A 22,412-nucleotide genomic window follows, 5' to 3' on the forward strand; every position below is an offset into this window, starting at 1 on the left:
ACCCAATAATCAAGACTTACTTGATTACGAAAGGCAGCAGGCCGAGGAAACGAGCGCGTTTGATGGCACGAGCCAGCTCACGCTGTTTCTTTGCAGACACTGCGGTAATACGGGAAGGAACGATCTTGCCGCGCTCAGAGATGTAGCGCTGCAGAAGACGGATGTCCTTGTAGTCAATCTTCGGAGCGTTCGCACCGGAGAATGGGCAGGTCTTACGACGACGGAAGAATGGACGACGTCCTGCGGATGAAGATTCAGCCATTTTCAATTACTCCGCTGCAGGTGCTTCAGGGCGACGATCTGGGCGAGGACCACGATCTGGACGTGGGCCACGATCATTACGATCGCCACGACGACGATCATCGCGATCACGCTTCTGCATCATAGCGGACTGTTCTTCGTCCAGCTCTTCTACGCGAATGGTCATGAAGCGAAGGATGTCTTCGTTCAGGCCCTGCTGACGTTCCATCTCAGCAACAGCCGCGTGAGGTGCATCTACGTTCATCAGAATGTAGTGAGCCTTGCGGTTCTTGTTGATGCGGTAGGTCAGGGTGCGCAGACCCCAGGATTCGATCTTGCCGACTTTGCCGCCGTTTTCTTCGAGAACAGTTTTGAACTGCTCAACGAGGGCTTCAACCTGCTGGGTAGAAATGTCCTGGCGTGCCAGGAACACGTGCTCATAGAGCGCCATGTGATTGCCTTTCTGAGTTTAACAATCCCGGTATCGGCGCAAAGCCCCTTCGAATGGCCCTCAGAAAAAGGCCGCAAGAAGATGTTTCACAAGAGCGGAGACACGGGAAGCCGGAAATCCTTCGATTCCTACAGTCCTTATAAGGGCTGCCTCCCTTTAAGCCTCCGGCCAAATACCGGAAACGAGAGGGGCTTTATAGCCAATCCCCTGTAAAAGACAAGTCCTGTCGGGGAAAAATGCCTTTTTTCCAGATGCAGCCTTGACATTGCGCTTGCAAGACGGCTCATGTCGCCCCGATGAATACGCAGGCAACCAAGGTTTCCCCTAGGTTTCTTGAAGATGCAGGCAGCTGACCCATAGGGCATCTGGACTGCTACTTATTTTGGCGGCGGTCATAATTTGCACGTATTTGCTGAATTTATAGCCGCCCCATCTTGGAATACAAAGTGGGACACCCACATTTGAGGCGATTGGCCCACATTGACGCAATAAAGTGCGACGGAGCTATTTATAAATGACTATTGCATTTACATTTCCCGGACAGGGTAGCCAGGCGGTTGGAATGGGTAAGGAACTTGCCGACACGTTCCCGGAAGCGCGCGCTGTATTTGAGGAAGTTGATGCAGCTCTCGGTCAGTCTCTGACCAAGATCATGTGGGAAGGTCCGGCAGACGAGCTGACCCTCACTGCAAACACCCAGCCAGCTCTGATGGCTGTCAGCCTCGCCACCATGCGTGTGCTTGAGGCAAAAGGTGTTGACCTGTCCAAAGCTGCAAGCTTCGTTGCTGGTCACTCTCTTGGTGAATACTCTGCACTGGCAGCAGCTGGCTCCCTGAGCATCGCTGACGCTGCCCGCCTGCTGCGTGTCCGTGGTGATGCAATGCAGAAGGCAGTCCCGGTAGGAGAGGGCGCAATGGCAGCTCTCCTTGGTCTGGACTTCGATCAGGCTATGGAAGTGGCGCAGGAAGCTGCGCAAGGCGAAGTCTGTCAGGCAGCAAACGACAACGCAACCGGCCAGGTTGTTGTGTCCGGCCACAAGGCAGCTGTAGAGCGCGCCTGTGAGATCGCAAAAGGCAAGGGCGCACGCCGCGCTGTTCTTCTTCCTGTATCCGCACCGTTCCATTGCTCCCTGATGCAGCCTGCAGCAGACGCAATGGCAAAGGCGCTGGCTGAAGTCGAAATCAAGGCACCGGCAGTTCCGCTCGTTGCAAACGTTCTGGCAGCTCCAATCACCGATCCGGAAGAAATCCGCACCCGTCTGGTTGAGCAGGTCACAGGTACCGTGCGCTGGCGCGAATCTGTAAGCTGGATGGCAGACAACGGTGTGACCACTCTGGTTGAGATCGGCACCGGCAAAGTGCTGACCGGCATGGTGCGCCGCATCGTGAAGTCTCTGGAAGGTGTTGCAGTCAACACAGCAGAAGACATTGATGCACTCGTTGCGCGTCTTGAAGGCGCTGAGAGCTAATACACAGATTTTGAAGGCTCATAGGCACCGCATTTTGCCGCGCGTATAGACGGAACCCATAGTTCCTCCCTATGAGCTTTCTTTAAACGGATTTAAAGCCGAGGAGACCAACGGCATGTTCAATTTAGAAGGTAAAAGCGCACTTGTAACCGGCGCGACCGGTGGCATTGGTGAAGCAATTGCACGCGCACTTCACGCGCAGGGCGCAACCGTGACCCTGTCCGGTACCCGCGAAGCAAAGCTCGAAGCGCTGGCATCTGATCTGGGCGATCGCGTTCACATCAAGGCAGCAAACCTGTCCGACCGTGACAGCGTAGACGCGCTTGTCCCGGCTGCTGAAGAAATGATGGGCGGCCTCGATATCCTCGTGAACAACGCAGGCATCACCCGCGACAACATCTTCATGCGCATGAAGGACGAAGAGTGGGATCAGGTTCTGGAAGTGAACCTTTCCGCGACTTTCCGTATCTGCCGCGCAGCAATCAAAGGCATGATGAAGCGTCGTCAGGGCCGCATTATCGGTATCACATCTGTTGTTGGCGTCACTGGCAACGCAGGTCAGGTGAACTACTCCGCAGCAAAAGCTGGCATGATCGGCATGTCCAAATCTTTGGCGCAGGAAGTGGCTTCCCGTAAGATCACCGTAAACACAATTGCTCCAGGTTTCATCTCTACTGCGATGACCGACGAGCTGAACGAAAAGCAGCGCGAATCGATCCTGGGCAACGTTCCAGCGGGTCGTTTGGGCACTGCTGATGAAATCGCAGGTGCAGCTGTTTATCTCGCAAGTGATGAAGCAGCGTACGTTACCGGTCAGACACTGCACGTGAATGGCGGTATGGCGATGATTTAACGAAGAAATACGCAGCCGGTCCGTCCCTTGTACAAATGGGGCAATCACTACTGGCGGCTGGTAAACCAGTGCTAATTGTGCTAGGAACCCGCCGATTAGAAGTGACCTCTTGGAAAGAGGAACGGAAAAGCTGCGGTTTTCTTTGGAAGCGGCTTAACATATAGGCCGTTGCGTCTTTTCAAAAGAACCAGAGTGTGCAACACGGGTGCCGAGTGAAATAAGGCCCCGCGAAGCGGACCGAAACACTACCTTGAAAACCAATTGAGGACTTAAAATGAGCAATGTTGCAGAACAGGTAAAGAAGATCGTTGTCGAGCACCTCGGCGTAGAGGCTGACAAGGTCGTCGAATCTGCAAGCTTCATCGACGATCTGGGCGCAGACAGCCTGGACACTGTTGAACTGGTAATGGCTTTCGAAGAAGCATTCGGCGTTGAAATTCCAGACGATGCTGCTGAAACCATTCAGTCTGTTGGCGATGCTGTAAAGTTCATCGAATCCAAGCAGGGCTAATCCTGTTTAAAAAGCTAGGCACGCGGTGGGTCATTAGCGCTCGCCGCGCCTGTTTTCTTTTAAGCTGCATGCCCGTCGCAGCGAGAGACACTTTGTCCTCCAAAAAGCGACAGATGAGGCTGGCAGCGCCATTCTAATTAAAGTGCAGGAAATATGCGTCGAGTCGTTATCACAGGCATTGGCATGGTCAGCCCGCTTGGCAACGGGGCTGAAGTTTCATGGCAACGAATTCTTGAAGGCAAAAGCGGTGCAGGTCGCATCGAAAACTTCGAGACCGAAGATCTTCAAACCAAGATTGCTTGTCAGGTCCCGCGCGGTGATGGCACCGATGGCACATTCAATCCAGATGACTACATGGCTCCGAAGGAGCAGCGCAAGGTAGACCCATTCATCGTCTACGCGATTGCAGCTGCCGATCAGGCCATTGAAGATGCAGACTGGAAGCCTGAAACCGAAGAAGACAAGTGCCGCACTGGTACGCTCATCGGTTCTGGTATTGGCGGCCTTCAGGGGATCGCTGACACAGCTCTTATGATGGAACAAAAAGGCCCGCGCCGCGTAAGCCCGTTCTTTATCCCAGGTCGTCTGATCAACCTGGCAAGCGGCTACGTTTCCATCAAACACGGTCTTAAAGGTCCAAACCACTCTGTTGTAACAGCTTGCTCCACCGGTGCTCACGCAATCGGTGATGCTGCACGCCTTGTTGCATTTGGTGACGCGGATGTGATGGTTGCAGGTGGTGCAGAAGGCACTGTTTGCCGCATCGGCATCGCAGGCTTCAACGCCTGTAAAGCTCTGTCCACCGGCTACAACGATGAGCCTGAAAAAGGTTCCCGTCCATACGACAAAGACCGTGACGGCTTTGTGATGGGTGAGGGCGCAGGTATCGTTGTTCTGGAAGAATACGAGCACGCAAAAGCACGTGGTGCAAAAATCTACGCTGAAGTTGTTGGCTACGGTCTGTCCGGCGATGCATACCACATCACTGCGCCAGCATCCGATGGTGACGGCGGCTACCGCTGCATGGAAGCTGCACTGAAGCGTGCTGGCATCTCTCTCGGTGATGTTGATTACGTCAACGCACACGGCACCTCCACCCCACTGGGTGATGAGATTGAGCTGGGTGCTGTTGAGCGTCTTGCAGGTGAAGATGCTGGTTCTCTGACCATGTCTTCCACAAAATCTGCAATCGGCCACCTGCTGGGTGCAGCTGGCGCAGTGGAAGCGATCTTCACCGCTTTGGCGATCCGTGATCAGATTGCTCCACCAACCATCAACCTTGATAATCCATCAGTTGAAACTAAGATCGACTTGGTCCCTAATAAAGCCAAGAAGATGGAGATTAACTACGCTCTGTCTAACTCATTTGGCTTTGGCGGCACAAACGCGTCTCTGGTTCTCAAAAAAGTCGAAGCATAAATCGCTTTTTTGATAATGGAAAAAAGGGCCAGACTCCGTACGGCGGAATCTGGCCTTTTATATTGCGGCTCCCGAATGGGTTAGGCTCTGTAATGAGTATTTAAAGTGTATCGCCGAAAACAGGGCATGTTCTCGGTTTTAGGTACGCTAATGATGGAGCGCTTGTTTTGCGCTCCCATATAGAGGGTTAATATGGCTCAATCGCCTGAAGACAACTCAAATGGGCCTCAGGATCAGTCTGATCTTCATATTCAGCCGGGTGGTCCGTCTGCACCGCGCAGTCCAAGTCGCGCCATTCAGCCGGAAGCTGCGCCACCACCTCCACCGCGCTCACGTCACGCGCGTAATCCTATCGTCATCACCATCAACTTCCTGCTTTCCATGGCAGTCCTCGGCATCATCGTTGCCGGTGCTGCGCTGTATTGGGGTAAGGGCGAGTTTGATGCCGCTGGTCCGCTGACAGAAGAAAAGCTCTTCATTGTCGCGAGCGGAATGAGCCTGCCGCAGATTGCTGGCAAGCTGGAAGACGAAGGTGTCATCACCAATTCTCTCGTGTTTGAAGCGGGCACACGCCTGTTCAAGAACGAAAACAAGATCAAGGCAGGGGAATACGCATTCCCGGCAGGGATCTCCATGAAGACTGTCATGGAAGACCTTGTTGGTGGCCGTGCTGTGTACCATTCCGTGACGTTCCCGGAAGGCTGGAGCAGCGCTCAGATCATCAACCGCCTGAATGCCAACAAAATCTTGACCGGCGAAATCTCTGCAATCCCTGCAGAAGGCTCTCTGCTGCCGGAAACCTACACCTTCACACGTGGCACCACGAAGGCGCGTATCATCGAGCAGATGGAAAAGTCCATGGACGAGCACATCGCCCGCATCTGGGAGAAGCGCTCGCAAGGTCTGCCGATCGATACACCGGAAGAACTCGTGATCCTCGCGTCCATCGTGGAGAAAGAAACCTCCAAGGTTGATGAGCACCCACGTGTTGCCTCTGTCTTCGTCAATCGCTTGCGTAAAGGCATGCCGCTGCAGTCCGACCCGACAATCCTTTATGGCTTGTTTGGCGGTGATGCATGGACAAAAGACCGCTCTGCGATCACCCGTTCCATGTTGAAGGAAAAGAACCCGTACAACACCTACCAGATCAAGGCACTGCCTCCGGGGCCAATTGGCAACCCGAGTGTGGCTGCTCTGGAAGCGGTCGCTAACCCGGCCCGTACGAAGGATCTTTACTTCGTTGCAGATGGAACTGGCGGTCACGCATTCGCTGAAACCTATAAACAGCACCAGCGCAATGTCGCCAACTGGCGCAAGGTCGAAAAAGAGATCCGCGCAAAGCAGGCCGCAGAAAAGAAAAACAACTGATCTGCGAGCTCTGCAGGACCAAAACAAGAAAAGCCTGCCCAGGAATGACACCGGGCAGGCTTTTTGCTAGAGCGCGTTCCATTTGATCGAACCTGATCAAATGATAAGAACTCGCTCAGAATGTAAGTATGGAGCATGATGCGTGAATGGTAATGAACGCGGCATGCTCCCGCGTATCGACAAACGATAATTTATGGATACGCGTGAGGGCAGGCACGACATAGCTCATGGGAATCTTCAGTCCGATGAGTATGCTTTGCTCCGACACAGATTTATTATGAGCATTGCCTAGATGGGGAGTGCTCGCAAAAGGAGTTTCAGGGATGGCACTGGCTAGCATGACCGGCTTTGCCCGCGTGGAAAGCAGCTACGAAGAGACACGTTGGGTGTGGGAGCTTCGTTCCGTCAATGGCAAAGGGTTCGATGCACGCCTGCGTCTGCCTCAGGGGCTGGATGGCGTTGAAGCAGAAGTTCGCAAACGTCTTGCTGCCAAACTGAAGCGTGGCAACGTCTCTGTTGGCCTGCAAATGCAGCGCTCCCAGTCCGACACCGCTCTAGTGGTCAATGAAGAAGCTCTGGAACAGGTGCTCAAAGCTATCTCCATCCTGCGTGATCGCCTCCCGGATGCCCCGGAACCAACACTCGACGGTATCCTTGGTTATAAGGGCGTTCTGGAGTTTGAAGAGGCGGAAGAAAGCGAAGAAGAGAAAAACGCTCAGATCGCAGCGCTCCTGTCTTCCTTCGATGAAGCTCTGAATGAGCTGGTGGATATGCGCCGCAGCGAAGGCAGTGCCATTGCAACGCTGCTGAAGGGCCAGATTGACACCATCGACGCGCTCACCAAACAAGCTGAAACTCTGCCGTCCCGCAACCCGGAAGCCATCCGCGCCCGCCTTGAGGTGCAGGTTCAGGAACTTATTGAGGCAAGCAGCCAGCTGGACCCGCAGCGGCTCCATCAGGAAGCAGCAATCCTTGCCACAAAGGCAGACATCCGCGAAGAGCTGGACCGCCTCTACGCCCACGTAGAAGCTGTTGGCGAGCTGCTCGTAAAGGGGGGGGCAATCGGACGTCGCCTTGACTTCCTGGCACAGGAATTTAACCGCGAAGCAAACACCCTCTGCTCAAAATCCAACAGTGTGGAATTGACCGCAATTGGACTGGAGCTGAAGACTGTGATCGATCAGCTTCGTGAGCAGACACAGAACATCGAATAAGATGCAGACGCTGTAAACGCAGAAAAGCAAAAGAAGACAATCTGGAAATGACCTCAGAAAACGCAAGCGGAACAACCGTATCAGCTCAGGACATCGAAGATGTGCGCCGCGGCTTCATGCTGGTGCTGGCAGCACCATCTGGCGCAGGCAAGGGCACCATCGCAAACCGTCTGCTGGCTGACGATGACAAACTGGCCCTGTCCGTGTCTGCAACCACCCGTCAGCGCCGCGCGGCTGAAGAACATGGCGTTCACTACTACTTCCTTGAAACGGACGAGTTTGAGCGCAAGATCAAAGCCAATGAGCTGCTTGAGTGGGCCAAGGTACACGACAACTACTACGGCACTCCGCGTGAGCCAGTGGATGCCAGCCTGAATGCGGGCAAGGACATCCTGTTCGATATCGATATCGCAGGCGTTCGCCAGCTGCAGGATCAAGCTGGTGAGGACGTGGTCGCAATCTTCGTGCTGCCACCATCCATTGCTGAAATGCACGCACGCCTGTCTGGCCGTGGCGATGACGACGATGCTGCCATCAAGCGCCGTATGAAGACCGCCATTGATGAGGTCTCCGGCTGGCAGGAGTTTGATTACATCATCGTCAATGATGATCTGGACAAGGCCGTTGAAACTGTTCAGGCAATCATCACAACTGAGCGCCTGAAGCGGATCCGCTTGCCAAAACTTTCCGGCAAAATGGAAGGCATGATTGCCGATCTGAAGACTGCCACAGCGGAATAATTAGACAAGGAAACTGCAAAATCCTGTAAATTCAGAGCGTTGACGCAGTTTCGTGATTCAAACTATTAGCTACTTGAATCAATTTGTGAGCCAGATACAAGCAGGGCGTCATTTGCAGGAAGCAGATGCCCTGTAAACAGCAGCCGTCGTGAATAGCCATTGACCAGCCAAGTACAGAGACGGGCTGAACTTGAGGACAAAGAGCAATGATCACACGACGTCAGGCGCTGAAAGGCGCCTTGTTTGGCGGTGCTGCCGTGGCCGGTGGCTTGGCAGGGGCGTCCAGTCTCTGGGCAGTGCCAAAACGCCATGACATGATTGCCCGCAACATCGACCATCAGTTGATGAAGGATGCACCTGCCACAAAACGGATGTTCACCTTCGGCGATGCTATGCCGCCAACCTTGCGTGTTAAGCAGGGTCAACCGTTCCACAGCCGCCTCATCAACAAGTTGGAAGAGCCAACCACCATCCACTGGCACGGCATGCGCCTGCCCAACGACATGGACGGTGTTGCCTTCCTGACCCAGCACTACGTCTATACCGACGACCACTTCGATTATCGCTTCACGCCGCATGATGCAGGAACGTTCTGGTATCACCCGCACTGCAACTCTCTGGAGCAGCTCTCCTACGGCATGACCGGTCTGATGATCGTGGAAGAAGACGAAGATCCGGGCTTCGATCACGATATCCCGGTGAACCTGCGTGACTTCCGCCTTGGCAGTGATGGCCAGTTCGTCAAACTGTTCCAGCCCCGCAAATCAGCGCGGGCAGGGACCTTCGGCACTCTGCGCACCTCCAACTGGCAATCTGCCCCTGTGATGGATGTTAAAGCCGGTTCTCTGGTCCGCCTGCGCCTGTGCGTGACCGATGTAACCCGCATCTACAAACTGTCCTTTCCGCATGGCACCGACGCCAAAGTCATCGCCATGGATGGCAACCCAGTAGAACCATTCGCAGTCAACAAGCTTGCACTGGGACCGGGCCAGCGCGCCGATATCGCAATGCGCATTCCTGATGGGGAAGGTGAGCAGATTGAGCTCACCAACTACTCTTCATCCTCGCCGTGGTCAGTCTTGTCTCTGCGCGCCATTGGCCAGTCCCTGAACCGCGATCTGCGCGAGATCAAGCCACTGCCAGCCAACCCGATCCCTCAGCCGGATCTGAAGAACGCCGAGTACATCCCGCTGGAATTCTCAGCCACAGCCGAGAAACGCCCCGCCAACCCAATCTGTGGAAGTCTTGGCTTCTCATTCTGGGCCGTGAATAAAAGAGCATGGCAAGGTGCTGAACGTGGGCCGCTGGACCCGGTAGACGTGCTGAAGCGCGATAAGTCCTACGTGTTCGAGTTCATCAACCGAACCCCGCACACGCACCCGATCCACATCCACGGCATGACGTTCCAGCTCCTCAAGAGCAACAAACGTCAACTCGCCCCCTGGTGGACCGACACCGCACTCGTACTCCCCGACGAACGCGTCCAGGTCGCCGTGCGCCCCGACTACGAAGGCGACTGGCTCATGCACTGCCACATCATCGAACACCAAGAAAGCGGCATGACCGCCTTCATGCGCGTGGAATAAACCATCGCTGCGGATCTAATTAATAAAGCCCTGAGACCAGAAATGATCTCAGGGCTTTTTTGTTGTTGGGCACTTTAAAATCGATGCTTAAATGCCATAAGTGCAGATGCGCCAAGCTCACCACGAGTATGTCCGTCATTGACAGAAACTGCGCCACCTAAGCCCAGCACCGTATCTTCCATAAAGTTGATATCGTAACGAAGGCCGAAATCGATCTGTCGTGCACTAGGGACAAGTTCAATTTCGTGTTCAACATATGAGATAGTACCATCTGCTGCACGCCCGTAAGGAAGGCGAATAGTCCCGTTTCCTTGTTCGATGCGCAACGGTTGCCGAAGAGAGAAGGTGAGGAGATCTTTGTCGGAGAAGAGACCTTCAAATTTTATGCCTGCACTAAACGCACTGTGTAAGGCTGGGTCGAGTGACTCGATGTAACCCGCATCTCCAGACAGCGTCATACCAAACTCAGCATTTGCAAAAAATGACAGGCCGGGTTGATATGTCCACTCACCTGCAAATGAAAAAGCTGAACTGGCTGCTGAAAGAGCTTCATCCCTCTGACTTTCAGCCGTTAACCCCAGCGCTGTTCCTGTCTCTCCATTGATGGCAAACCCAAACACACCGGTCAGATTCGGAAGCAATGTTTTTGCCATAGAAAGGCCAAAGCCAGCAGAGGCGATACCGTCGCTGGTGCGCTCGACATAGGTCAGAGCGCCGACACCACTTCCATCTGTCTTACTCACGGTCGCAAAGGCCATAGTGCCGGGACCGTCCGCAATTATAGAAGAATCGCCTGAAAACAGCCCGTCTCCAGATTGAATGAAACCTAGTTCTTTGCCAATTTCTGACGTGCTACCGGAGACGAACTGGAAACCACCAGTATCTGAAGACAGCCCACTTCCCATGAAGGAGTAGGATGGCGTGCTTTGTGCGCTAGTCTTGTTGTTGGACCGGAATGTCTCAAGTCGGATGTCAACATTCTGCGAACTCGATCCAATAAGTGCACCAGCATCAACGGCAAAGTTTGCGCCAAGGGAGTCGTAAATCGCCATCGTTTTTCCCTGGAGCGCATTTGATATGGCGTCACCATGAGCAGTACCAGCAGTGATGCTTACCTCTGAAAGGGGAACGACGCCGTCATAAGCGTTGTCAGAAAGAGGTGCGCCAACATTACCAATGGGCATTAAGGCTGCTCTCAGATCGAGAAAACCATGGCCAAACTCTCTATTATAGGCGTGGGTCACTCCATTTCCGAAGTCGACACTTCCAGTTGCCGTAAAGAAGCTGTTATCTGCTGATGCGAACAGTCTGTTCAACAGGTCTTTGGCAGGTAAAGTCGGGAAGGCTTCTGCAAGTAGAGCAATTGAGCCTGACACCTGCGGTGCAGAAAATGAGGTCCCGGTTGCTTCGCTATAAGAAGAGTCAGAGGATGAGGTGCCTCCGCGAGTGGTTCCGTTCGTTGTCAGACAGTATTCCGCAGTTTCAATGCAGCCGGCGGATACGCGATGTACTTTGGAGATGTTTCCATTAGAGTCGTACTCGGGCAGCCCATTGACAGCAACGGCCCACCCTCCTTTCAACTCAGGAAAGATTTCAGGTAAAGCGGCAGTTAAAGATGAACTGAAGTCATTTTCATCATTGGATTGAGCGAAAACAACAATCCCTTGGCTAATGAACTGACTAAGGGCAGCTCTATAGTTCTTCCATGCTTGAGTACTTTGACCGGAGCTGATTGCAAGAATGGCTTCTGGTGAGAGACCGGGGTACCCATCTGTTTCTAAATGATAATCGGCAAGTGTAATCGATCTTCCATTTGCAAACTGGTAGCCCCAGGAATTGTTTTGAGCAATTGCTCCTTTGTTGAAGGCATCGTTGGTTGCTGCCGCAAGGTGTTGTACGCCAGTACTAGACGAGCTTCCACCATCTAATGTGCTCAGGTGAAGGTCTGCTCCAGCAGCGACCCCCATTACGCCCGATCCATCCTCTTCACCTGCTGCAATTGTTGCGACGAAGGTTCCATGGTCTTGCGCTGTGTTCTTTCCGTAAAGGGTGACGTTCTTGTTCTTCAGATCCTTATGTGAAAGAAGAAAGCCCGTATCAAGAACAGCAATGGTCTCACCCTTGCCAGTCAATCCAACTGAGCGAGCATATTGCAGGTTGATATCTGCAAATGCGTTACTTTTTATCGTGTACCCAAGACCACTTAAAGCAGAGCTGATTGTAATTTTTTGAACTGTAAACTCATTCGTCTTAGAAATGAGGTTAGCCGTCGTCGTATCGAATGAAGTTGTACAAGATGAGGAAAAGGCGTCAGCGTTCCCTGAAATGCCGCTGCATGATTGAGTTTGGATGACTGGAGCACTTGAGCTGCTGATCTGCCCAGAGCCTCCGCCCCCACCATTGCATCCAGATAAGCCAAATAATAGGATCGAAATGCCAGCCCAATATACGGAAACCTTCATCAGAACCCCAACTTGATTAGCTTCAGTTGCTCTCATCTCGCAGGGTTAGGAAGCGTTTCAAAACTGTCAATTAGTGAGTTGGGTTGAAGATGTTTGATGTGTAGTTTGAAATAATGTTTATTTCACTTGCGTTTAGATCCGTCTGTACAATGCTGTAATCAGTACGAACTCGTTTGCTTGATGCAGCAAATTTACTTTTGAGCCACTTTTGCAACTTACATGCCGCGCGACAGTTTCGCTGAGGTGTTTAAGAGTTGAGTGTTGCCTCGTTGCACGTGATATTTCCTCCACATGCATTGGGAAATGTGCTTTCGATGCTCTTGTAAGCTGCAGCCTTCGAATCGAACGTGCAATCAGTACTGGCACTCAAAACCGTGCGTCTGACCCCAATAAAATGTGGGGCTCAGATTGCATATGCGTCATCTACATCATCGCGCACCGGGGAAGCGCATGACCGCCTTCATGCGCGTTGAATAAACCATCGCAGCAGCCCGAATAAAAAAGCCCTGAGACTTAACCAGGTCTCAGGGCTTTTTATTGTCTCTATGAGTGCGCGAATGCTCTAATCTTTATCAAACGCATGAGCCAGAGCAACGAAGCCGGCCACGTCGATTTCCTCAGCACGAGCAGTTGGTTTAAGGCCAGCTGCTTCAATGCGAGTTTCTGCATCTGGTTTAAGGCCTTTTAAGCTGGCTCTGAGCATCTTGCGGCGTTGGCCAAAGGCATGAGCAGTCACGCGCTCCAGCGCTTTCAGCGGGCAATCCAGAGGCTTTTCACGTGGGTGCAGCTGCACGACAGCAGAAGTCACTTTCGGCGGAGGTGTAAAGGCCTTTGGGTTCAGATCAAACAGAATGTCCGTATGACACCGCCAGTTGGCAAGAACGCCAAGACGTCCGTAAGCTTTGTCACCTGTCTGAGCTACAATACGCTGTCCGACCTCCTTCTGGAACATCAGCGTCAAAGAGCTCCAAAATGGCGGCCATTCCTCTGTTGTCAGCCATCCCAGAAGCAGCTGGGTGCCAACATTGTAAGGAAGGTTCGCAATGATCTTGATAGGACCATCCGCAAGCTCTGCTGGATTGTACTTGAGCGCATCGCCCTCAATTACTTCCAACTTGCCGTTATAGTGCTCTGAAATCTGAGCAAGGGCAGGCAGACAGCGAGTATCCTTCTCAATCGCAATAACCTTCTTCGCACCAGCCGCTAGCAGCGCCCGAGTGAGGCCACCTGGACCAGGACCAACTTCAATGACGGTACAGTCACTCAGGTCTCCGGCACTGCGGGCAATGCGCGAAGTCAGATTAAGGTCGAGAAGGAAGTTCTGACCAAGAGATTTGCGGGCATCGAGCCCATGCTCTGCAATCACCTCGCGCAGAGGTGGCAGATCATCAATTTGTGCCATTAAACGAGCTCAGGTTGTGCGAGGGCTGCTGCAAGTCGCAGAGAAGCCATCAAACTGTTTGGAGAGGCCTTGTCGGTGCCTGCAATGGAAAATGCAGTGCCGTGATCTGGTGATGTGCGCACATAAGGGAGGCCAAGCGTCACATTCACAGCTTCATCAAAGGCGAGAGTTTTAACAGGGATAAGCGCCTGATCATGATACATGGCCACCGCCACGTCATAGGTATCCAGCGCTTCACTATGGAACATAGTATCAGCAGGCAACGGACCGCGTGCATCAATGCCCTCACTGCGCAATTGGGCTATGGCTGGAGAAATCGTCTCAATCTCTTCGGTGCCCATGGAGCCGCCTTCACCTGCATGAGGGTTCAGACCTGCAATCGCAATACGTGGTGAGGTAATGCCAAATCGTTCAACCATATCCTTGTTGATGGCGCGGCATCGATCCACGATCAGTTCCTTTGTCACCAGCTTAGGGACTTCAACAAAGGGAACATGAATGGTCAGCGGCACGGCCATTAACTCAGGACCGGCAAGCAACATGATCGGCTCAACATCCTTGTCCCAATATGTCTTCGCCAGATCACCCAGAAACTCTGTGTGTCCAGGATGGTGAAAGCCACCATCATAAAGGATCTTCTTGGAAATCGGGTTTGTGACGACTGCAGATGCGCGTCCTTCTTTCACATGACGGACCGCAGTTTCAATGGACTCGATCACAAGTGCGGCGTTTGTTCCGGAAGGGGCTCCAGGAGTAACCTGGACAGGGCCGGAGAGAGGAACCACTGGAAGGGCTTCATCAAAGCAATCACAAGCAGCTTCGGGCTCAACAACCTTGATCGGAATTTTGAAGCCGAGATGCTTCGCGCGGGCTTTTAAAAGCTCAGGATCGCATAAAACGTAAAATGGCTGAACATCTCGTTCAAAGCGCATTTTCCAGGTCTTTAGCGTAATATCAGGGCCAATACCTGCAGGCTCGCCCATTGTCAGGGCGAGCGCCAATTTCACTCTGCGCATGATTTAAAAACATCTCCTGCTGCTGATCAGGCGATCAGCGCTGCTCGATTACAGCATTGGAGCGCAGGTCACGAAGGTAACGGCGAGAAAGCTGTTGCCCTTTTTTATTCCGCAACTCGCCCTCAATTGTGCTTCGCGCAGTCGCATCACTGTCGATTGTCTCTTTACCACAAAGAGCAATCATCTCAAATCCGGAGTCTACAGGGGTAGGCGCTGTGACGCGGCCAATGGAGATTTTATTCAGCTTTTGCACGAATGCAGCTGGCAGGTCTGTTTCAAGACGCTTGCCAATTGGACGAACAACAACTTCATTCAAACCAGATGCAATACGGGTACCTTCCTCACAGGAGGTAAAACGGGCTCTGAGTTTCTTCATCTCAGCAACGCGCTTGTTTTTAAAGGACTTGCTGGAGTTCTTAGGAACAACAAAAATGATGCGCTGAAGGTCATACTCGACACTGGTGTCACCGTTGTCATCTTTGCTTTCTTTGCCCTGAAGAGCAGCAATAACGTCAGATTCATTGATCCGGACGGTTGCGCGGAAACGCTGCATCACTACTTCAGACCATGAGATTTCTGCACGCAAACGGTTTTTCAACGTACGCGGGTTCACACCACTCTGAGAAAGAGCCTGCTTGAACTGAGAAGGAGACAGCTTTACGCGCTGAGCGATGGTTGCAAACGCATCATCAACTTTGCTGTCAGAAATAGAAACGCCAACACGTTTTGCTTCTTCAAGCTTCAAAGCTTCATCGATCAGCTCATCTTTAGCTTTGCGTTTTGCGACGCTAGAAGGAGCGCGTGTGGTCAGGGAAATCAGCTTGGAGCGCTGTTGGAGCTCATAGCTCGTAATCGGGCGGCCATTAACAACAGCAACAATTTTACTTGCAGCTTCCGCAGAAGTCAGCATTGGACCAACCGGAGCCAGCATGCTGGCAGCCACAACAAGCGAAGCACAGAAGCGAGTAAGTTTCATTTTGTTAAGCTCTCCGTCCCAAAGGCACATGCCCTCTCTAGACGCTCCCTAGATAGCACTGATGCATATTTGGCACAGCTTGCCTCAAATTAGAAGGGTGCAGCCCGGAAAAATTTATTCAAACTAATAATAGCAAATGAAGGCGACAATCTGTCATTCCTCTGGCTATTTCTTGTGTACAGCCAGAGGTTTAAGCTCAAATACCTACTCAATCATTCGGGGATGAGTCAGAGGTAGAGGTTGAGAGGCTGGTATCGCCGATGGTTCTCAGGCCGAATCGGAAGAAGAAGATCCGCTCAACCGGTTCACCATTATTTCGGCTTCTGTCTTCACCATAGGAGATCGAAGCTGAGAAGCCTTCGTCGTCATAACCAAGACCAACCGTATCCTGAACGATATTCTCATTGATCACGTCATAACGAAGCGATCCAAAGACACGCCAGTTTTCCTCAAGGTTCAGGTTCAACGCCCCAACGAGCTCTGATCGCTGTTGGTCAATACCAGCATCAGGTCGCTCGGCCAGATAGGCATAAGATAGAACCGTGGAGGCTGGACCATAACGACCACTTGCACTCACTTCAGCACGTTCTACCCCAAAATCATGCTCGCTAAAGCGCGCATTGCCGCCTAAGCGGAAACCGGTATTGGTATCGAAGTAAAGACTGGTGACATAGTCAGACCCAGTTGTCTGTAGTCCTGAATCACCTGTCGCATCAAGGATGCCTGGTACAGCGTAGGAGTTACGTCCTGCCAGCTGGAAGGAACGACCGAACAGGCCGCTGATGAACGAGCCTTTATCGAACTGAAGCTTGTACTGTAGGCCAAGGTTGGCGCGGGTACCACCTTCGTTTCGGTCAAAGCCGGAGAATTTGTCCCATTCGAACAGAGTAGATGCATCAAACACGATGGATTGCGCATCTTCATTCGGGAGCTCACCAATCGCAGCTTCGTTCGGACGAACGATCAACTGTGCAATCGGCTCAATAACCTGATTGCCGCCGTTAAACGTCGCAAGGAATGGGTATCGATATTCCAGACCAACTGCTGGCATGCCACGGAAGACAACGGACTCGTCTGAAAGGGCGGTTACATTGTTATCGGCATTTGCGAGGAAGTACAGATTGGTCTTTGCATAAGCAAAAGGAGTAAAGACCTGTCCAATTGGGTCAATCAGCGTACGTTGCCATGTGAGGTTCGCACTCACGCGCGTAAATGTGCCTTCAACACCACGGAAACGGTTTTGTCCATTAACTGAGAAGGCGTCTGTGGTTTGACGTGTCAGACTGGTTAAGTTGCCATCATAGTTTAGCTGTCCACCAAGTATGGATTTTTCAAAATAGATTGAGTTATCGATAACAGGATGAACATAAGGCTGCTTTTCTTGGAGGTCAGCATTTACGGCAGAGAACGGTGCGCTCGGATTTGTAGGTTGGGTTGGGCTTGGGTTGTCTTCCTGAGAAATCTGGAAAGCATATGCGTTCGCATCAAAAAGATTACGCTTTGTCTCACCTGTCAAAAAGATTTTTGAAACTTCTTGAGCAGTACCAAAGCGCGCGAAGCCATAGTCTTCACGGAAAGCACGATCAGTTGCGTAAGTGATATCCCAGCCAGTTTCCCAACGTTTGCTCAGGTCGAAGCTGCCGTTTGTGTTAACAATGAAACGTCCCTGAACATCACCGCTGGAGCCATCAAATGCACTAGGATCTGCTTGAGAAATTCCGCCCAATGAAACATTGTAAGAGCCAGTATCAAACTGCTGACGCCAATCCAGTTGCCCCAAAACACCTTGCTGTGTCAGCGGTGTGAGAGTGACTGTTAAGTCATATGTCGGAGAAAGCGACCAGTAGTAAGGAATGACTGCACCAAACCCAAGTCGGTTCTTCGTCACAAAACGCGGTAGCAAAAAACCAGACTTACGTCCAACAGACGGGTCGGCAATCGAGAAGTAGGGGATCTTTGCGATCGTATTCCCAAACAACTCAATCGATGCACCTTCAAAATAGATGCGCTGTTTCTGCTGGTTGTGAATGATCGTTGTGGACTTGATCCGCCATAAGGGAGGCTTTGGAGCCTTCTTATAAACGGAGTAGGTGCCGTTTCTTAATGTGGTGACATTATCGCCTGAGCGTTCAGCGCTCTCGGCCTCAAAATGCGTAAATTGAGGTGTATCGATCTGAAGCGCGTTCACGAAGCCTTCTGAAAAGTCATCACTCAACGTCAAATTGTCGGCGAGAATAAGGTTCCCGTCTGGCTCAGTCATCTGCACATTACCGTGAGCTGAAAACTTACCATCCTTACGATTGTAAGTCACACGATCTGCGAGCAATGTGTAGTTATCGAAATAGATCTCAACACTGCCAGATGCGATTATGACGTCATTGTCAAAATCGTAGCGAAGCTCTTTTGCTTCAAGCAGCATTGGTTGAGAAGTATCGATTGACTGCTTGGCAGTCTGTGAAAGGTCGATCTGCGCAACAGCAGGCGCGCTGAGAACCATAAGGCCAGCGCCGCACAGCAGAGCAAGTGCAGAGACAGTGCGAAGATAGTCTGGCGATACGCAGCCAGCTCCAACTCGCTTGATTTTCTGTGTCAGGATCAAGGTCGAACCCATCAACCGTCCTCCTGATTCAACAGAATAGTAAAACCCATAAGAACCCCAAATACGCCAGGTGCCCATGCCGCAACCGCTGTGGGAACGATTCCGGCTCCGCCCAGATCCTTGGAGACTTCGGAAACGGCATAAAGCACGAAACCGGCAATGATGCCCCATATGATCAAGCGGCCAATCCCCCCAAAACGCGATACACGCAGCGAAACAGCAGCAGCAATGACAATCATTGCCACAAGTAACAGGGGTTTGGCTAGAAGAGTCTGATATTGTAAAGAATACCTATACGCAGGTAGTCCAGCCCTTTGGGATAACTCAATAAAGCGGGGAAGACTCCAAAAGCTAATAGATTCCGGCGAACCTATGCTCTCTTTGACCTCTGTAGGGGTCAAAAATGTGCTGACACTATAGTTATCATAATGTTGTGGATCAGTGTCCAGAGCATAGACGACAGCGTCAGTTAAGCGCCACATGCCTTCTGCAAGCACTGCGCGGCGAGCTTCGATTCTCTCTGAAAACTCGCCCTGACGGTCAAAGGAGAAGATCGTCACGCCGTTCAATGTCGCACCTTGCCCACCAATATGCCGGGCATGCAGAACCGATTCACCGTCAGTTCCGTTCTGTCTCAGCCAAACCTCGCCAGAACCTTCCAGCAGGTAGGTTTGCTCCACGCTGAACAGACCTTCGGCCACCTCATCCGATTTTTGTTGCAGATAAACGGCGCCGGGATTGTATCCGATGACCGCAGCAATCCCGATGAACAGGCCAGTGAGAAGAGCAGGGGCTGTAAACTGCCAAACGGAAATGCCAGCAGCACGCGCAACAACCAGCTCGAGGCTTCTGCTCAAGGTCACAAAAGCCCAGATTGAGCCAAACAGCACCGCAAATGGGATCACCTGTTCCAGCAGCAAAGGCACGCGCAGTGCGGAAATCGCTGCAATGCGCAGCAGCGAAAAGCCCTCACGATCACCGCCGCGACGCACAAGTTCCAGTACGTCAAAGAGCAGGATCAGCACAGCTGCAAACAGGAACAGGGCCAGAATCGACTTCAGGAACCGTTTGGATATGTAAAGACTAAGCGTTCTTCCGGTCATTACAGTCCTGCTGTCCCTTGGTTTTTACGGCCTACCAGTTTGGAGAACACACGCCCAACTCCATTCAGGAGGGTGTATATCCAATCGACCAGACGCTGAACAAACCAAGGTCTTCTGTTCAGGCTAATGGACCACGCAGCAAGCGCAATTGCGATTATTGGGATTGCATAGAGCAACGGGAACATATCTGGAGCCGCACTCACGATGAGCGTTGCGCCGAAACCTGCTGTTCTCAGCAGTGTCGCAACAGCGATTGTTGTAGTTATTGCAAGGCCTTGGTCTTGCCTTGTGGTCTTGGGAGAGCCAAGGAAGGCATAGATGATCAGACCAAAGGCAATGGGGTAAAGAGGGACACTTAAACGGTCGTGGAATTCCACAACTAGCTTGTCCCAATGCTTTGCAGCGTAAGAATCATCAGGGTTTGCGCTCAACAATTCGAAGGTTGGACGCTCACTTGCCTTGAATGTTGGCTCGCGCGCCTCGGGAATCATCGAGGACAGATCGAAGCCATAACTCTCAAAGCTCACGATGGACATATCCTGCCCACCTTTGGGGCGGCGCTGGATTGTGCCATCAAGCATCACAAGCAGCGTTTTGTCTGCCGCTTCAATAATGCGCCCGGTTTCAGCTGTATAAGTAAAGGAGGTTTCCGGATCTCTTGCGTCATCCAGCAACAGCCCTTCAAGCACACCATCACCACTTCTGTTGCGAATATGGAAGGTCAGGTTCTCTTCAATGGGAATGAACCGCCCGGGCTTGATGATGTTGGCCACAAGGTCAACGCGCACACGCGTCAGCTCACTGCGCAGTTCTGCCAATCCTGTCGGGGACAGATAGATCGACAGGAAGTACATCAGTGCTGTGACGCAGAGGGAAAACGTCATAATAGGGCGCAGAACCAGCCACTTGGAAGCGCCGGACGCGTTGATGACAATAAGCTCACTGTCACGGGACATGCTGTTCAGCACGATTATAAACGCCAGCATCATTGCGAAAGGGGCAACGATCAGGATGAGGAAAGGCAGGGCCAGAGCGGTGATGTAACCGAACTGAAGCAGGGTCTGACCTTTCGACGTTACCAGATCCAGCTGGCGCAGCGCTTGAGTGGACCAGACAACGCCGGTCATGGCCGCCAATGTTACGATGAAGGCGGTAAAGCTGCGTCTGATGATGTAGCGTTCGATAGTTTTCATTGTGCCGTGCACCAGAACCTTTTCTTGTTCGTTATGGGAGAGGCCAAGCCACAAATTGATTCAAGACCACTCAATAGCACGGAATGCGGCAGAAAGTCGGTTCACTGGATCTTTTAATGAATAAACTCGCAAGTTTCTTCACATAGCCTTGAAACGGGACCATTATCGCGCCATGTTCTGCCATGAATTTTACGAGTAGCTGGACCACGCGTCCGCCTGTGGTCGCTAGCATAATCTGCTAGAAATTGCCTGCCATAGGTCATTCCGAGGAAAGAAACCACATAATGACGCAATTCACATCCATCAAGATCGCGCAGTATTCTGATGCAACCGCACCCGTTCAGGTCGTCTTTGCAGGTGAAGAACTCAGCTTTGCAGCAGAAGCTGAGGGTGTGATGGGCGCCGCTGGAAAAACTGTTGAGCGCGCTGCAAAAACCGCTGATTTCACCGGTAAGAAATCTGGCATCATGCATCTGCTCGCTCCGGAAGGCATGAATGCGGATCGTCTGATCGTTGCTGGCCTTGGCAAAGCAGATGAGCTGAAAGAACAGGACTGGATCAATCTGGGTGGTGAAGTTGCTGGCAAACTGCTCGCACTCAAGGCAGAAGCTGCTGAGATTACATTCCCGGCAGCAGCGACAGCGCAGCAGGCAGCAGATTTTGCGCAGGGCGCTTACCTGCGTGGTTACAAGTTCGACACCTACCGCACTGTTAAAAAAGAGGCTGACGGCGACAAAGCCTGCGAAATCACATTGAAAGTGCAGGACGCAGCTGCTGTTGAGCCACTCTGGGCAGAGGCGGCAGCTGTTGCGGAAGGCACCTTGCTGGCACGCACACTCGTTGATGAGCCTGCAAACACTCTTGGTCCTGTTGAGTTTGCTGCAAAAGCACAGCAGCTTTCCGATCTTGGTGTTGACGTGGAGATCCTCGACGAAGCGAAAATGCAGGAACTGGGCATGAATGCTCTGCTGGCCGTTGGTCAGGGGTCTGTGCGTCCATCCCGTCTGGCTGTCATGAAATGGAATGGCGGTAAAGAAGGCGAAGCACCAGTTGCATTCGTCGGTAAAGGCGTTGTGTTTGATACCGGTGGTATCTCCCTGAAGCCAGGCGCCGGCATGGAAGACATGAAGGGCGACATGGGCGGCGCGGCCGCTGTGATCGGTCTCATGAAGGCGCTGGCAGGCCGTAAGGCGCCAGTCAACGCAATCTGTGTGCTGGGTTTGGTTGAAAACATGCCAGACGGCAACGCGATCCGCCCAGGCGATATTGTGAAAACCATGTCTGGCCAGACCGTTGAAATCCTGAACACCGATGCGGAAGGCCGTCTGGTTCTTGGGGATGCGCTTTGGTACACGCAGGATCGCTTCGCTCCGAAGTTCATGATCGACCTCGCGACCCTGACCGGCGCGTGTATGGTTGCACTTGGTGGCCACCGCGCAGGTGTGTTCTCCGCTGATGATGAACTGGCAGCGCAGATCTGCGAAGCAGGTGAAACCACAGCTGAGAAAATGTGGCGCCTGCCACTGGGTGACGAGTACGACAAAATGATCGACACCCCAAATGCAGACATGCGTAACACTGGTGGTGCACGCTGGGGCGGTGCGAGCACCGCTGCTGTTTACCTGCAGCGTCACACCAACGAGACCAAATGGGCTCACATCGATATTGCTGGCACCGCAATGGGTTCTAAGAAAAATGCAATCTCTCAGGGCTGGGCATCTGGTTTCGGCGTGCGCGCTCTGAACCGCATGATCAAAGATCATTACGAAGGCTAAGCCTTGTTAAGGGCATGAGAATGCCTGCATTGATCT

18 protein-coding genes are annotated in these 22,412 nt (G+C 52.3%); 9 read left to right on the forward strand and 9 right to left on the reverse strand.

Features of this window, described 5'->3' with window-relative positions:
• Window positions 1-16: 16 nt before the first annotated feature.
• Entirely contained in the window at window positions 17-262 is a 246-nt protein-coding gene (gene rpsR / locus PSE_RS13255; RefSeq protein WP_008552033.1) for a 30S ribosomal protein S18, read from the reverse strand.
• Window positions 263-268: 6 nt separating this feature from the next.
• Complete coding sequence (rpsF, locus tag PSE_RS13260; protein ID WP_008551844.1) at window positions 269-691, reverse strand: 30S ribosomal protein S6; 423 nt, start codon at window positions 689-691, stop codon at window positions 269-271.
• A 514-nt stretch (window positions 692-1,205) separates the two neighbouring features.
• On the opposite strand from rpsF, the gene fabD reads away from it, so the two are divergent.
• The 8 genes from fabD (at window position 1,206) to PSE_RS13300 (ending at window position 9,850) form a co-directional block, all read left to right on the forward strand.
• Window positions 1,206-2,159, forward strand: coding sequence for an ACP S-malonyltransferase (gene fabD / locus PSE_RS13265; protein ID WP_041768463.1), 954 nt, complete (start codon window positions 1,206-1,208; stop codon window positions 2,157-2,159).
• Between the two features lie 115 nt (window positions 2,160-2,274).
• The gene (gene fabG, locus PSE_RS13270; RefSeq protein ID WP_014285323.1) at window positions 2,275-3,012 is read left to right on the forward strand and encodes a 3-oxoacyl-[acyl-carrier-protein] reductase; all 738 of its coding nucleotides are present in this window, start codon (window positions 2,275-2,277) and stop codon (window positions 3,010-3,012) included.
• A 274-nt stretch (window positions 3,013-3,286) separates the two neighbouring features.
• On the forward strand, window positions 3,287-3,523 hold the full coding sequence (locus PSE_RS13275) for an acyl carrier protein (protein ID WP_008551920.1): 237 nt from the start codon (window positions 3,287-3,289) through the stop codon (window positions 3,521-3,523).
• Between the two features lie 153 nt (window positions 3,524-3,676).
• Window positions 3,677-4,942 (forward strand): beta-ketoacyl-ACP synthase II, encoded by a 1,266-nt coding sequence (gene fabF / locus PSE_RS13280; protein ID WP_041768465.1) that lies wholly within the window; start codon window positions 3,677-3,679, stop codon window positions 4,940-4,942.
• A gap of 192 nt (window positions 4,943-5,134) precedes the next feature.
• A complete protein-coding gene (gene mltG / locus PSE_RS13285) occupies window positions 5,135-6,310 on the forward strand; it encodes an endolytic transglycosylase MltG (RefSeq protein ID WP_008551878.1) in 1,176 nt (391 codons plus the stop codon).
• Window positions 6,311-6,633: 323 nt separating this feature from the next.
• Window positions 6,634-7,524, forward strand: coding sequence for a YicC/YloC family endoribonuclease (locus PSE_RS13290; RefSeq protein ID WP_041768467.1), 891 nt, complete (start codon window positions 6,634-6,636; stop codon window positions 7,522-7,524).
• Window positions 7,525-7,571: 47 nt separating this feature from the next.
• Window positions 7,572-8,264, forward strand: a complete 693-nt coding sequence (gene gmk, locus PSE_RS13295; RefSeq protein WP_008551826.1) for a guanylate kinase — start codon at window positions 7,572-7,574, stop codon at window positions 8,262-8,264.
• Between the two features lie 206 nt (window positions 8,265-8,470).
• Window positions 8,471-9,850, forward strand: a complete 1,380-nt coding sequence (locus PSE_RS13300) for a multicopper oxidase family protein (protein WP_014285326.1) — start codon at window positions 8,471-8,473, stop codon at window positions 9,848-9,850.
• 74 nt (window positions 9,851-9,924) lie between these two features.
• Here the strand turns inward: PSE_RS13300 and PSE_RS13305 are convergent, their stop codons facing one another.
• The 7 genes from PSE_RS13305 to lptF form a co-directional block, all read right to left on the reverse strand.
• Complete coding sequence (locus PSE_RS13305; protein ID WP_148266145.1) at window positions 9,925-12,312, reverse strand: S8 family peptidase; 2,388 nt, start codon at window positions 12,310-12,312, stop codon at window positions 9,925-9,927.
• A 562-nt stretch (window positions 12,313-12,874) separates the two neighbouring features.
• Entirely contained in the window at window positions 12,875-13,714 is an 840-nt protein-coding gene (rsmA, locus tag PSE_RS13310) for a 16S rRNA (adenine(1518)-N(6)/adenine(1519)-N(6))-dimethyltransferase RsmA (RefSeq protein WP_014285328.1), read from the reverse strand.
• The gene (pdxA, locus tag PSE_RS13315; RefSeq protein ID WP_014285329.1) at window positions 13,714-14,730 is read right to left on the reverse strand and encodes a 4-hydroxythreonine-4-phosphate dehydrogenase PdxA; all 1,017 of its coding nucleotides are present in this window, start codon (window positions 14,728-14,730) and stop codon (window positions 13,714-13,716) included. The genes rsmA and pdxA overlap by 1 nt, the downstream gene beginning before the upstream one ends.
• 34 nt (window positions 14,731-14,764) lie before the next feature.
• Window positions 14,765-15,706, reverse strand: a complete 942-nt coding sequence (locus PSE_RS13320) for a SurA N-terminal domain-containing protein (protein WP_014285330.1) — start codon at window positions 15,704-15,706, stop codon at window positions 14,765-14,767.
• Window positions 15,707-15,914: 208 nt separating this feature from the next.
• Window positions 15,915-18,317, reverse strand: coding sequence for an LPS-assembly protein LptD (locus PSE_RS13325; RefSeq protein WP_014285331.1), 2,403 nt, complete (start codon window positions 18,315-18,317; stop codon window positions 15,915-15,917).
• Window positions 18,317-19,408: an LPS export ABC transporter permease LptG gene (gene lptG, locus PSE_RS13330; protein WP_014285332.1), complete on the reverse strand. Its 1,092-nt coding sequence runs from the start codon at window positions 19,406-19,408 to the stop codon at window positions 18,317-18,319. Before lptG ends, PSE_RS13325 begins: the two co-directional genes overlap by 1 nt.
• Window positions 19,408-20,601 (reverse strand): LPS export ABC transporter permease LptF, encoded by a 1,194-nt coding sequence (gene lptF, locus PSE_RS13335; protein ID WP_041769003.1) that lies wholly within the window; start codon window positions 20,599-20,601, stop codon window positions 19,408-19,410. Before lptF ends, lptG begins: the two co-directional genes overlap by 1 nt.
• A 284-nt stretch (window positions 20,602-20,885) precedes the next feature.
• Here lptF and PSE_RS13340 point away from each other — a divergent pair, with 284 nt between their 5' ends.
• Window positions 20,886-22,376 carry a leucyl aminopeptidase gene (locus tag PSE_RS13340; protein WP_014285335.1) on the forward strand — a complete coding sequence of 497 codons (1,491 nt, stop codon included), beginning with the start codon at window positions 20,886-20,888 and terminating at the stop codon, window positions 22,374-22,376.
• Window positions 22,377-22,412 lie beyond the last annotated feature (36 nt).

It is taken from the genome of Pseudovibrio sp. FO-BEG1 (assembly GCF_000236645.1).
Taxonomy (GTDB): Bacteria; Pseudomonadota; Alphaproteobacteria; order Rhizobiales; family Stappiaceae; genus Pseudovibrio.

Coding starts and splice junctions, on each gene's coding strand:
- pdxA (WP_014285329.1), bottom strand. CDS start 14,730: ATGCGCAGAGTGAAATTGGCGCTCGCCCTGACAATGGGCGAGCCTGCA.
- lptF (WP_041769003.1), bottom strand. CDS start 20,601: ATGAAAACTATCGAACGCTACATCATCAGACGCAGCTTTACCGCCTTC.
- rpsR (WP_008552033.1), bottom strand. CDS start 262: ATGGCTGAATCTTCATCCGCAGGACGTCGTCCATTCTTCCGTCGTCGT.
- PSE_RS13290 (WP_041768467.1), top strand. CDS start 6,634: ATGGCACTGGCTAGCATGACCGGCTTTGCCCGCGTGGAAAGCAGCTAC.
- fabD (WP_041768463.1), top strand. CDS start 1,206: ATGACTATTGCATTTACATTTCCCGGACAGGGTAGCCAGGCGGTTGGA.
- PSE_RS13300 (WP_014285326.1), top strand. CDS start 8,471: ATGATCACACGACGTCAGGCGCTGAAAGGCGCCTTGTTTGGCGGTGCT.
- PSE_RS13305 (WP_148266145.1), bottom strand. CDS start 12,312: ATGAAGGTTTCCGTATATTGGGCTGGCATTTCGATCCTATTATTTGGC.
- rpsF (WP_008551844.1), bottom strand. CDS start 691: ATGGCGCTCTATGAGCACGTGTTCCTGGCACGCCAGGACATTTCTACC.
- PSE_RS13340 (WP_014285335.1), top strand. CDS start 20,886: ATGACGCAATTCACATCCATCAAGATCGCGCAGTATTCTGATGCAACC.
- lptG (WP_014285332.1), bottom strand. CDS start 19,408: ATGACCGGAAGAACGCTTAGTCTTTACATATCCAAACGGTTCCTGAAG.
- PSE_RS13275 (WP_008551920.1), top strand. CDS start 3,287: ATGAGCAATGTTGCAGAACAGGTAAAGAAGATCGTTGTCGAGCACCTC.
- PSE_RS13320 (WP_014285330.1), bottom strand. CDS start 15,706: ATGAAACTTACTCGCTTCTGTGCTTCGCTTGTTGTGGCTGCCAGCATG.
- gmk (WP_008551826.1), top strand. CDS start 7,572: ATGACCTCAGAAAACGCAAGCGGAACAACCGTATCAGCTCAGGACATC.
- mltG (WP_008551878.1), top strand. CDS start 5,135: ATGGCTCAATCGCCTGAAGACAACTCAAATGGGCCTCAGGATCAGTCT.
- fabF (WP_041768465.1), top strand. CDS start 3,677: ATGCGTCGAGTCGTTATCACAGGCATTGGCATGGTCAGCCCGCTTGGC.
- PSE_RS13325 (WP_014285331.1), bottom strand. CDS start 18,317: ATGGGTTCGACCTTGATCCTGACACAGAAAATCAAGCGAGTTGGAGCT.
- fabG (WP_014285323.1), top strand. CDS start 2,275: ATGTTCAATTTAGAAGGTAAAAGCGCACTTGTAACCGGCGCGACCGGT.
- rsmA (WP_014285328.1), bottom strand. CDS start 13,714: ATGGCACAAATTGATGATCTGCCACCTCTGCGCGAGGTGATTGCAGAG.